The sequence below is a fragment of the Massilia frigida genome (assembly GCF_011682175.1).
Classification (GTDB): domain Bacteria; phylum Pseudomonadota; class Gammaproteobacteria; order Burkholderiales; family Burkholderiaceae_D; genus Telluria_A; species Telluria_A frigida.
The window spans coordinates 1-3,136 of record NZ_WHJG01000096.1 but is presented as its reverse complement, the minus strand read 5'-3'; the positions used below and the strand labels follow the sequence as shown (position 1 = coordinate 3,136).

1 protein-coding gene and 1 pseudogene are annotated in these 3,136 nt (G+C 56.2%); both read left to right on the top strand.

The window, feature by feature from the left end; translation table 11 throughout:
* Positions 1 to 677 (top strand): annotated as a pseudogene (locus F2P44_RS33990) (RHS repeat domain-containing protein); the annotation flags it as partial.
* Positions 674 to 2,974, top strand: coding sequence for an RHS repeat-associated core domain-containing protein (locus tag F2P44_RS33985; protein WP_167094461.1), 2,301 nt, complete (start codon positions 674 to 676; stop codon positions 2,972 to 2,974). The pseudogene F2P44_RS33990 and the gene F2P44_RS33985, both read left to right, overlap by 4 nt.
* Positions 2,975 to 3,136 lie beyond the last annotated feature (162 nt).

The following is a 3,136-nucleotide window of genomic DNA, read 5'->3' as shown; positions in this document are numbered from 1 at the left end:
TTACGAAATACCAGTACGACGTAAAAACCGGCAATGTACTCATCAGGACTGAGCAGGCCACCACTGACCTGACGGGCGCGCAGGGAGTGAACGCGCCTCTGACGGGAAGCGTCCGGAAATGGGCATACACATACGATAAAGGGCAATTGACAACCGTGACCGGTCCGCGTAGCGACATCGTCGACGTCACCAAGTACGACTATGACTCGATGACAGGCGACCTGCTCACGGTAACGAACGCCGTCGGCAAAGCGACGACTTACGGGGGCTATGACGACCATGGCCGGGTTCACACGATTCGCGCGCCTGACGGCGTTACGACGGAGTTGGACTACACCGAGCGCGGATGGGTCAAGTCGAAAATCGTATCAAGCGGCGCGGACACACAGAAGCCTTCACTGAAGACCACGTACGCCTACACGCCTTCAGGTCAGATCGAGATGGTCACCTTCCCCGACAACAGCGTGACGAAGTACACCTACGATGCGGCACATCGGCTGACCTCCGTCGTCAGCGGTCGTGACGAGAGCGTCGAAAGCATCATTTATACACTCGACCTCACCGGCAACAGGATCAAGGAAGAAGTGCGCGACCACAAAGGCAACCTTGTGCGCCAGATTACCCGTACCTATGACAAAACCGGCCGTCTGACGAGCCAAACCGGAGCTGCACGATGACCCGCCGTATTTTCAGCCGTTTGACCTCCGGCGCATTGATTGTTGTGATGACGTATACCCCGCTGCTGGGTGCTTATACCGGCACCCTCGCATCGGCGCAGTCGGTGCCGGAAGCGGCCACCAGTTACAAGTACGACCCTGTCGGCAATCTGAAGGAAATTACCGACCCGCTGGGACGGGTGACGAACCTCACTTACGATCCACTCGACCGTGTAAAGCAGGTGGAACAGCCGCTCACCAACGGCGCACGCCCGACCATCAAGTATGGTTACGATGGCATTGACCAGGTGGCGACGGTGACCGATCCGCGCAACCTGGAGACGCGTTACTCCGTTGATGGACTGGGTAACCGCAGCGAGCTGGGAAGCCCCGACACGGGTCTCACCAAGTCGACCTACGATGCCGCCGGCAATCTGAAAACGCGCATGGACGGCCGCGGCAAAACCAATACCTATTTTTATGATGCGCTCAACCGCCTGACCCGGATCGACTATACGGGCACCATCGGCACCACGTTCGAGTACGACGGCGACGCGAAGCTGACGCCGACTGCGGCTGGCAAAATAACGCGGATGACGGATGAATCGGGATATACGACGTATACCTATGACGCATTCGGGCGGCTCGCGACCAAAGCCCAGACCACGACGGGCCTCGGGAGCTACACCAACACGCATACGCTTGGCTATGAGTACGATGCGGAAGGCCGGCTGGCGAGCGTGACCTACCCGAGCGGGAACCGCGTTAACTATGGCTACAACGGTGCGGGCCAGGTCAACAGCATCACGCTGAACCCGGTGAAAGCCGACGCTACCGGCACGAGCACCGAGAACATTGTTTTGCTGAACAATATCACCTACTCACCGTTTGGCGGAACCACCGGCTGGACATGGGGCAATAGCGTTCCAGCAAACCAGTACGCGCATGCGCGCACCTACGACCTTGATGGCCGGATCAGCAGCTATACTTTGGGAAGCCCTTCGGCGAACGGCGTTGTACGCACGCTCAATTACGATGCCGCCAGCCGCATCAAGGGATATACCCATACCGGCACAGGAACGGCGCCCAGTCCTGCCAGCCTGAACCAGACCTTCGGCTATGACGAGTTGAATCGCCTTACCAGCTACAACGGCATCGGCACCAGCCAGACCTACGCCTACGATGCCAGCGGTAACCGCATCAAGGCCGGGTTCGGAGCGAACAGCTACACGAACACCATCGACCCGCTCAGCAACAAGCTGAGCGCTGCCACCGGCCCGGGGCCGGCAAAGACAAATCTCTATAACGGCGCGGGTGATCTGATGACGGGTGGCACGCACGTCGTCACTTATAGCGGCCGGGGCCGCCCGTACAGGAACCAGAATGGTGCCGTCACCACCCACCAGCTGTTCAACGGCCTGGATCAGCGTGTATTCCAGACTTACGGCGGTGGTATATTCGTCTATGATGAACAAGGACAGCTGGTAGGTGAGTATAGTTATCTCAACGGCAAGGCGACGCGTGATACGGTGTACCTGGGCAACCTGCCGGTGGCAGTGCTGACGCAGACAGTGACGGGAACGGCACCTGCCCAAAGCACGGCGATTAACGTGTTCCATTTTCATCCGGATCATCTGGGAACGCCACGGATGATCACGCGCCCGCTCGACAACAAGATTGTCTGGCGCTGGGACAGCGGTGATCCGTTCGGGCTGACACCGCCCACCGAATATTTCAGCGGTTCAGGCACCTTTACATTTAATTTGCGGATGCCAGGCCAATATTTTGACAGGAGCACGAATCTGTTTTATAACCACCACCGCGAATACGATCCTCAAATCGGGCGCTACATTCAGTCAGATCCAATCGGACTGGCGGGCGGAATCAATACTTATGCATATGTTCGAGGAAATCCAGTTAGCTTTGTAGATCCATCCGGGTTGCGCCCTTTAACTGGCAGTGAAAAAGCCTGTTTGAGCCCGTATATTCCTCAAGTCGATCTTGATAATGCTGATATTCACGAGGGAGAAATGCCTTGGTATGTACCGAGCGACATGGACGGCATTACCAGAGGAAACGATATCTATTTTCGAGATGGTGCCTATCCGGCGGGAACGGCTGCTGGACTTGCAATCATGGCGCATGAACTTGTTCATGTTGGCCAATACCGCAACGGAATGAATGCAACAAACTATTTATGGTCAGTGAAAAGTGGCTATTCGTCGACCAGCAAATATGAGAAGCCTGCCTATGATATGACGGCCAGGGTGAAAAGCGATTTCAGCAAGCCTGAGGCTAATTGCGGGTGTGGAAAATGAAAAATCTTTGTTCGCTTATTTTAGGGAGCTGCATCTGGCTCTATGACGTTTTCGGTGAAACTTGACGACCGCCACGGTATCGCCTAATTGAAACCGACCGCTTCACGGCGGCCTGCAAGGGATTGACGGGTAAATGAGCGAGTTTGGACATGCGCAGATAGG